The 6,653-nt window shown below is 69.7% G+C and carries 9 protein-coding genes; all 9 read right to left on the minus strand.

Translation table 11 applies throughout. The features are described 5' to 3' along the window. Positions 1–15 precede the first annotated feature (15 nt). Positions 16–561 carry a DsbE family thiol:disulfide interchange protein gene (locus IC63_RS11525; protein ID WP_036720492.1) on the minus strand — a complete coding sequence of 182 codons (546 nt, stop codon included), beginning with the start codon at positions 559–561 and terminating at the stop codon, positions 16–18. Then, positions 554–694, minus strand: coding sequence for a heme exporter protein CcmD (gene ccmD / locus IC63_RS11530; protein WP_408633569.1), 141 nt, complete (start codon positions 692–694; stop codon positions 554–556). Before ccmD ends, IC63_RS11525 begins: the two co-directional genes overlap by 8 nt. Then, positions 694–1,419, minus strand: coding sequence for a heme ABC transporter permease (locus tag IC63_RS11535; RefSeq protein WP_036720496.1), 726 nt, complete (start codon positions 1,417–1,419; stop codon positions 694–696). The genes ccmD and IC63_RS11535 overlap by 1 nt, the downstream gene beginning before the upstream one ends. Before the next feature lie 41 nt (positions 1,420–1,460). Next, positions 1,461–2,117: a heme exporter protein CcmB gene (gene ccmB / locus IC63_RS11540; protein ID WP_036720498.1), complete on the minus strand. Its 657-nt coding sequence runs from the start codon at positions 2,115–2,117 to the stop codon at positions 1,461–1,463. Between the two features lie 145 nt (positions 2,118–2,262). Next, positions 2,263–2,898 carry a heme ABC exporter ATP-binding protein CcmA gene (gene ccmA, locus IC63_RS11545; protein WP_036720501.1) on the minus strand — a complete coding sequence of 212 codons (636 nt, stop codon included), beginning with the start codon at positions 2,896–2,898 and terminating at the stop codon, positions 2,263–2,265. Continuing rightward, entirely contained in the window at positions 2,898–3,251 is a 354-nt protein-coding gene (locus IC63_RS11550; protein ID WP_036720502.1) for an Mth938-like domain-containing protein, read from the minus strand. Before IC63_RS11550 ends, ccmA begins: the two co-directional genes overlap by 1 nt. Further along, on the minus strand, positions 3,251–4,246 hold the full coding sequence (gene secF / locus IC63_RS11555; protein ID WP_036720505.1) for a protein translocase subunit SecF: 996 nt from the start codon (positions 4,244–4,246) through the stop codon (positions 3,251–3,253). The genes IC63_RS11550 and secF overlap by 1 nt, the downstream gene beginning before the upstream one ends. 10 nt (positions 4,247–4,256) lie before the next feature. Next, positions 4,257–5,921: a protein translocase subunit SecD gene (gene secD / locus IC63_RS11560; RefSeq protein WP_036720507.1), complete on the minus strand. Its 1,665-nt coding sequence runs from the start codon at positions 5,919–5,921 to the stop codon at positions 4,257–4,259. Positions 5,922–5,934: 13 nt separating this feature from the next. After that, positions 5,935–6,270 (minus strand): preprotein translocase subunit YajC, encoded by a 336-nt coding sequence (yajC, locus tag IC63_RS11565; protein WP_036720509.1) that lies wholly within the window; start codon positions 6,268–6,270, stop codon positions 5,935–5,937. Between the last annotated feature and the right edge of the window lie 383 nt (positions 6,271–6,653).

Raw genomic sequence — 6,653 nt, forward strand, 5'->3', positions numbered from 1 at the left:
ACGACAGGAAATCCGTCACTTCTGTGCGGCCAGCGCCTTGTCAAGTTCCGGGCGAAAGCGGTTGGTGTAATCCTCGCGCACCAGCGGCCCGGCATGGCGGTAGAGGACGTTGCCCTGCCCGTCCAGGATGAAGGTCTCGGGAGGGGCGGTCACCCCCCACTCGATCGCGGTGCGGCCCTGCGGGTCGGTGGCCAGCGCGGCAAAGGGATTGCCGTGCTCGGCCAGGAACCGCTGGGCGGCGGGTTCGGGGTCCTTGAGGTCGATGCCCATGACCGGGATGCCCTCGGCCGCCAGTGCGGTCAGGGTCGGATGCTCGGCCCGGCAGGGCGGGCACCAGCTGGCCCAGAAGTTGACCAGCGTCACCTTGCCGCTGCGCAGGTCGGCATCGGACAGCTGGGTCGCGCCGGGCAGGGTCGTGGTCGGGACCGCGGGGGCCTGCTGCCCGATCAGGGCCGAGGGGATCGCCTGCGGATCGTCGCGGCCCATGCCCCACAGGAACATCGCGGCGAGCCCCGCGAAGGCCAGCGGCGGGATCAGGACCAGCGGGGACAGCCTAGCCACGACGCTCGACCTCCTCGAGCGCGCGGCGGGCGCGGGCGGCGGCTGCGAGCGTCTGCGCAACCAGTCCAGCCAGCAGCGCGAGGCTGATGCCCCAGGCGGCCAGCACCGGGACGGCGTATTTCCCGAACTCCATCATCCCCTCACTTCGCGCGCCAGCAGCGCCGCGGTGCGGCGGCGGCGGATCTCGGTGCGCGTGCGGACCAGCAGCAGCGCCACGAACAGCAGGAAGAAACCCAGCATGCACAGATACAGCGGATAGCTGTAGACCGAGCTGATCCGGTCCCCCGGGGCCACGCTGATCGTCGCGCCCTGGTGCAGCCCCTGGTTCCAGAAATTGACCGCATAGCGGGACAGCAGCGCAAAGACCGAGCCCACGAGGCACAGCACGCCGGTCAGGTCGGCGGCGCTGTCGGGGTTGTCGATCGCCGACCACAGCGCCATGTAGCCCAGGTAGAACAGGAACAGGATCAGGAACGAGGTCAGCCGCGGGTCCCATTCCCACCACGTCCCCCACATCGGCTGGCCCCAGATCGCCCCGGTGACCAGCGCGATCAGCGTCATCACCGCGCCGACCGGCGCCGCGGCGCGGGCGGCCAGCGCGCTGACATGGTGGCGGCGGATCAGCCAGATCAGCGAGGTGACCAGCATCATCACCCAGATGTTGATCGCCATCATCGCCGCCGGGACGTGCAGGAACATGATCTTGACGGTTGCGCCCTGCTTGTAGTCCTCGGGGGCGAGAAAGCCCCAGACGAGCCCGGTGGCGAGCGTCAGCGCCGCCGCGACGGCCACCCAGGGCAGGATCGCGGCCGAGGTCCGCATGAACTTGACGGGGTTTGCGTATTCCCAGATCGACATGCGTTTCCTCTAGCCGGGCGCGGGCGGGCGGGAAAGCCCCTTCACCGCAGATTGACCCGCAGCGCGGCGGCGGCGGCAAAGGGCATCGCGGCCAGCACCGCCAGGGTGATGCCGGCCATCAGCACCATCGGGGTGGTGCCGTCCAGCCCGGCGGCGCCGCGCCGCACCGCCTCGGCCCCGAAGATCAGCGTCGGGATATACAGCGGCAGCACCAGCAGCGACATCAGCAGCCCCCCGCGCCGCAGCCCCACGGTCAGCGCGGCGCCAAACGCGCCCAGCATCGACAGCGCCGGCGTGCCCAACAGCAGCGAGCCGACCAGCCAGGGCTGGGCGGCGGCGGGCAGGTGCAGCAGGACGCCGAAGACCGGCGCGGCCAGCACCAGCGGCAGACCGGTGGTGATCCAGTGCGCGGCAGCCTTGACGGCGACGGCGCCCTCCATCGGCAGCGGCGCAGTCGCGAGCAGATCGAGGCTGCCGTCCTCCCAGTCCAGCGCGAAGATGCGGTCCAGCGACAGCAGGCAGGCCAGCAGCGCGCCGACCCACAGGATGCCGGGCGCGATCCGGGCCAGCGTGTCGCCCTGCGGCCCGACCCCGAACGGCACCAGCGTGCAGACGATCAGGAAGAAGGAGAGCCCCAGGCCGAAGCCGCCGCCTGCCCGGGTCGCCAGCCGGAGGTCACGCATCAGCAGCGCGATCATCGCCCGGCTCCACGGTTGCAGGGGACGCTGCCCCCGCGCCGTGCCGGCGCTCCCCCGGGATATTTCCGGACAAGAGATTGCGGATCTTCTGTCCTCAAATATCCCCGCCGGAGGCTCCGGCCGGGCAAGGCGGCGAAAACGGTCCTCATCCGAACGCCTCGTCGAAACTGGCAGGCGCGCGGGCGGCGGGGCGGCGGGCGTCGGCGCAGAACGGGCCGAGGTCCAGCACCCGCGCCTCGGGCAGGCCCAGCTCGATATGGGTTGCCATCAGCGCAGCACCTCCCTGGGCCAGATGGGCGCGCACGGCATCGGCGAACAGCGCGACGGACCCCGCGTCCAGCGAGACGGTGGGTTCATCCAGCACCCAGACCGGGCGGCCGGTAACCAGCAGCCGGGCGAGGCCCAGCCTGCGTTTCTGTCCCGCCGACAGCATGGCCGCGGGGCGCGAGACGAGGTCGGACAGGTTCATCGCCGCCACCGCGCGATCGATGGCCGGGCCGCCGAACACCTCGCGCCAGAAGCGCAGGTTCTCGGCTACGCTCAGTGCCCCCTTCAGCCCGTCGGCATGGGCGGCGTAGGCGATGGCGTCGGGGTCGGCCTGGATAGAGCCCTCGGTCGCGGGCTGCAGCCCGGCCACGGTGCGCAGCAGCGTCGTCTTGCCGATGCCGTTCGGGCCGCGCAGGATCAGCGCCTCGCCGGCCGCGAGATCGAAATCCACCCCCTCGACCGCCCGCCTGCCCCCGCGCGAGACGGCCAGCCCGCGGACCGAGATCAGCGCCATCAGACCGGCAGCAGCGCGCAGGCGACGCGCCGTCCTTCGGACAGGGTGACGTTATAACTGCGCGCGGCGGTGGGGGTGGCCATCGGCTCGACCATCAGCCCGGCGGTCTCGAGCTCCCCGATCAGCGCGGTCGGAAACGCCGCGACCTCGGCGCCCAGCCCCAGGAACAGCAGGTCCACCCGGCCAGCCAATGCCGCCAGCTGCGCCCGGTCATCCAGCCCGTGCCACGCCGCCGGGCCGTCGCTGGTCACGATCACCGGCCCGTGATGGACGCGCCCGCCGACCCGGAAAAACCCGGGGCCGTAGCCGTCGACCGGCACGGCCCCGGCAAAGTCGGTGGCCTTCATAGACATCAGGGCATGTCCTGGAACGGAGTCCCCGCGAGATCGCTTTTCTCGGCCGCCGCGGTCTTGTCGGGCTTGGACCAGTCGCGCTTGACCCCCAGCCACAGCACGATGTTCTTGGCGACGTAGATCGTCGAATAGCAGCCGACGAACACCCCCCACAGCATCGCAAAGACGAACCCGCGGATCACGTCTCCGCCCAGCACCAGCATCGCGGTCAGCGCCAGCGCCGTCGTGACCGCCGTCATGATCGTCCGGGACAGGGTTTCGTTCACCGTCAGGTTCATCACGTCGATCAGCGGCATCGTCTTGAACTTGATCAAGTTCTCGCGCAGCCGGTCGAACACGACCACGGTGTCGTTGATCGAATAGCCGAGGATCGTCAGCAGCGCGGCGATGGTCGACAGGTCGAACTTGATCTGGAACAGCGAGAAGATCCCCAGCGTCAGCAACACGTCATGGACCAGCGCGAAGACGCCCCCCAGCGCGAACTGCCATTCGAAGCGCAGCCAGATGTAGAACAGGATGCCCAGCGTCGCGGCGCCCACGGCATAGACCGCGGTCTTGATCAGCTCGCCCGACACTTTCGGCCCGACCGATTCCACCGCGGCAAAGCTGACCTGCGGGTCCACCGTCTTCAGCGCCGCCTCGATGCGGTTCAGTTCTTCGGGCGTGACCGAGCCGGTCTCGTTGGTGGTGCCGATGCGGATCTGGGCGACGTGCTTTTCGGCGCCGAAGGTGGGGTCAAACACCTCGGTGATCGACACGTCGCCCAGCCCCAGCTCGTCCATCGCCTGGCGATAGTCGCTGACCTCGAAGGCGGTCGGGCTTTCGGTGCGGATGGTGGTCCCGCCCCTGAAGTCGATGCCGAAGTTGAAGCCGTTGATCAGGATGATGATCACCGAGGCCAGCATCGCCACCGCCGAGATGCCGAAGGTCAGCCCCTGCCAGCGGAAGAAGTTGATCCGCGTGTTGTCGGGGACGAGTTTCAGACGGAATGCCATGTCGCGTCCCTCACAGTTCCAGGGTCTGCGGCTTGCGCCAGTCGAGCCACAACACGATCAGCAGCCGGGTCAGGTAGATCGCGGTAAAGACCGAGGTGACGAGGCCGATGGTCAGCGTCACCGCAAAGCCCTTGACCGGACCCGAGCCCAGGAAGAACATCACCAGCGCGGCGATGAACGTGGTCACGTTGGCGTCGATGATCGCGCTCATCGCCTCGTTGAAGCCGTCGTCGATGGCCTGGGCCACGCGCTTTCCGGCCCGCAGCTCCTCGCGGATCCGTTCATAGATGATGACGTTGGCATCGACCGCGGTGCCCACGGTCAGCACGATCCCGGCGATGCCGGGCAGCGTCAGCGTCGCGCCCATTGCCGACATGACCGCCAGGATCAGGATCACGTTGACGATGACCGCGATCGAGGCGAACACCCCGAACAGCCCGTAGCTGGCGATGATGAAGGCCACGACCAGCGCCGTGGCCACGACCGCGGCGATCTTGCCCGCGTCGATGGAATCCTGCCCCAGCTCCGGGCCGATGGTCCGTTCTTCCAGGAAGGTAATCTTGGCCGGCAGCGCCCCGGCCCGCAGCAGCACGGCAAGGCGGTTCGATTCGTTGACATCCATCGCCCCCGAAATCTGGCCGTTGCCGGTGGTGATCGCGTCGCGGATGGTGGGGGCCGAGATCACCTGGTTGTCCAGGACGATCGCGAAGGGCTGGCCGATATTGGCCGCCGTATAGGCGCCGAAGCGCTTGGCGCCCTGCGGGTTGAACCGGAAATCGACCGCCGGCTGGCCGTTCTGGTCGAACGAGGGCCGCGCGTCGGTCAGTTCCTCGCCGGTCACCACCGGGGCCTCGGCCAGCGTGTAGAAGACCCCGGGTTCGTCCAGCGACGGCACGACGATATTGCCCAGCCCCGGCGCGGCATTGGGATCGGTGCCGCGTCCGACGACCGGGCTGAAGGTCAGTTTCGCGGTGGTGCCGATCAGCGCCTTGAGTTCCTCGGCCGAGCCGATGCCCGGCACCTGGATCAGGATCCGGTCCTTGCCCTGGCGCTGGATCGTGGGTTCGCGGGTGCCGACCTCGTCCACGCGGCGGCGGACGATTTCCAGCGACTGCTGGATCGTACGGTCGTCCGTCGCGGCCTTTTCGGCCTCGGAAAGGCGGACGATCAGCGTCGGCCCGCTGGCGGTGATGTCGAGGCTGGACGAGCCCGCCCCGCTCAGCGACGCGACCGGGGCGGCGAGGGTGCGGGCGATCTCGACCGCCTTGGCCATCTGGTCGGGGTTGCCGATCTCGACATGCAGTTCGGCCTCGGGGCCCGGCACGCGGCGCACCGGGCCGATCACGTCGCGCTGCGCGGCCAGCGCGTCGCGCAGGTCAGGCCACAGCGCGGTCATCCGCGACTTGTAGACATCTGCCGTGTGCACCTCGCCCAGCAGATGCGCCCCGCCGCGCAGGTCGAGCCCCAGGTTGACCAGCGAGGAGGGCAGCCACGACGGCCACATGGCGCGGGCGGCGGCCTGTTCGGGGGTCTCGAACCCGGCCCGTTCCGCCGCGACGACGGCGTCGTTATGCGTCTCGACGCGCGAATAGAACAGGTTGGGCATCGCATACAGCAAGCCCAGGGCCACGAGGCCCAAGATCGCGATGCGCTTCCAAAGCGGGATGTTCAGCATGGCTGCGGGCGGATCAGCTGTTGGCGGCGGCGGGCGCGGTGCGGGTCAGGACCTGGGCCACGGTGCCGCGCACGACGCGGACCTTGACGCCCTGGGCGATCTCGACGTCCAGCTCGTCGTCGCGGACCGCGATCACCTTGCCGATCAGCCCGCCCTGGGTCACGACGGTGTCGCCCTTCTTCAGCGCCTCGACCATCGCCCTGTGCTGCGACATCTTCTTCTGCTGCGGGCGCAGGATCAGGAAATACATGATCACGAAGACCAGCAGCAGCGGGATGAACTGCGCGAAGGCGGCGGCGCCGCCGGCGGGCGAAGCCGCGGCCTGGGCATAGGCGGGGGTGACGAACATGGGGCGATCCTTAGGTCTGTCCAGAGGGCGCGGCGACCGGGACCACATGAGGCGACCACGGGGACCGGACGGCGAATTGGCGCAGAACCTAGTCGCGCGGGCGCGCCTTGTCCAGAAACCAGCGCCGGCACAATCGCGTCATGGCGACTGCGCTCCGGGCGCGGGTGCTGCGGCGGTTGGCGGGCGCCTGACCTGCCGGAGCCAGCTGCGCCCGGTCGCGGTTCCGCCTCGCCCGCCAGAGCCCTGACCTGCCGGGCCGGCTGTGCCCCTGTCGCGGGGCGCGGCGTCTGTCGGCGGCGTCCTCCGCCCCCGGCTTGCTACTAGGCCCCCGTTTGCGCCTCGGCCGCAGCCGCCCTGCCCGCCGCGGCCGGCCGCGCCCCGGG

It is taken from the genome of Paracoccus sphaerophysae (assembly GCF_000763805.1).
GTDB lineage: Bacteria > Pseudomonadota > Alphaproteobacteria > Rhodobacterales > Rhodobacteraceae > Paracoccus > Paracoccus sphaerophysae.

Coding starts and splice junctions, on each gene's coding strand:
- IC63_RS11535 (WP_036720496.1), bottom strand. CDS start 1,419: ATGTCGATCTGGGAATACGCAAACCCCGTCAAGTTCATGCGGACCTCG.
- ccmB (WP_036720498.1), bottom strand. CDS start 2,117: ATGATCGCGCTGCTGATGCGTGACCTCCGGCTGGCGACCCGGGCAGGC.
- ccmA (WP_036720501.1), bottom strand. CDS start 2,898: ATGGCGCTGATCTCGGTCCGCGGGCTGGCCGTCTCGCGCGGGGGCAGG.
- ccmD (WP_408633569.1), bottom strand. CDS start 694: ATGGAGTTCGGGAAATACGCCGTCCCGGTGCTGGCCGCCTGGGGCATC.
- yajC (WP_036720509.1), bottom strand. CDS start 6,270: ATGTTCGTCACCCCCGCCTATGCCCAGGCCGCGGCTTCGCCCGCCGGC.
- secD (WP_036720507.1), bottom strand. CDS start 5,921: ATGCTGAACATCCCGCTTTGGAAGCGCATCGCGATCTTGGGCCTCGTG.
- secF (WP_036720505.1), bottom strand. CDS start 4,246: ATGGCATTCCGTCTGAAACTCGTCCCCGACAACACGCGGATCAACTTC.
- IC63_RS11550 (WP_036720502.1), bottom strand. CDS start 3,251: ATGTCTATGAAGGCCACCGACTTTGCCGGGGCCGTGCCGGTCGACGGC.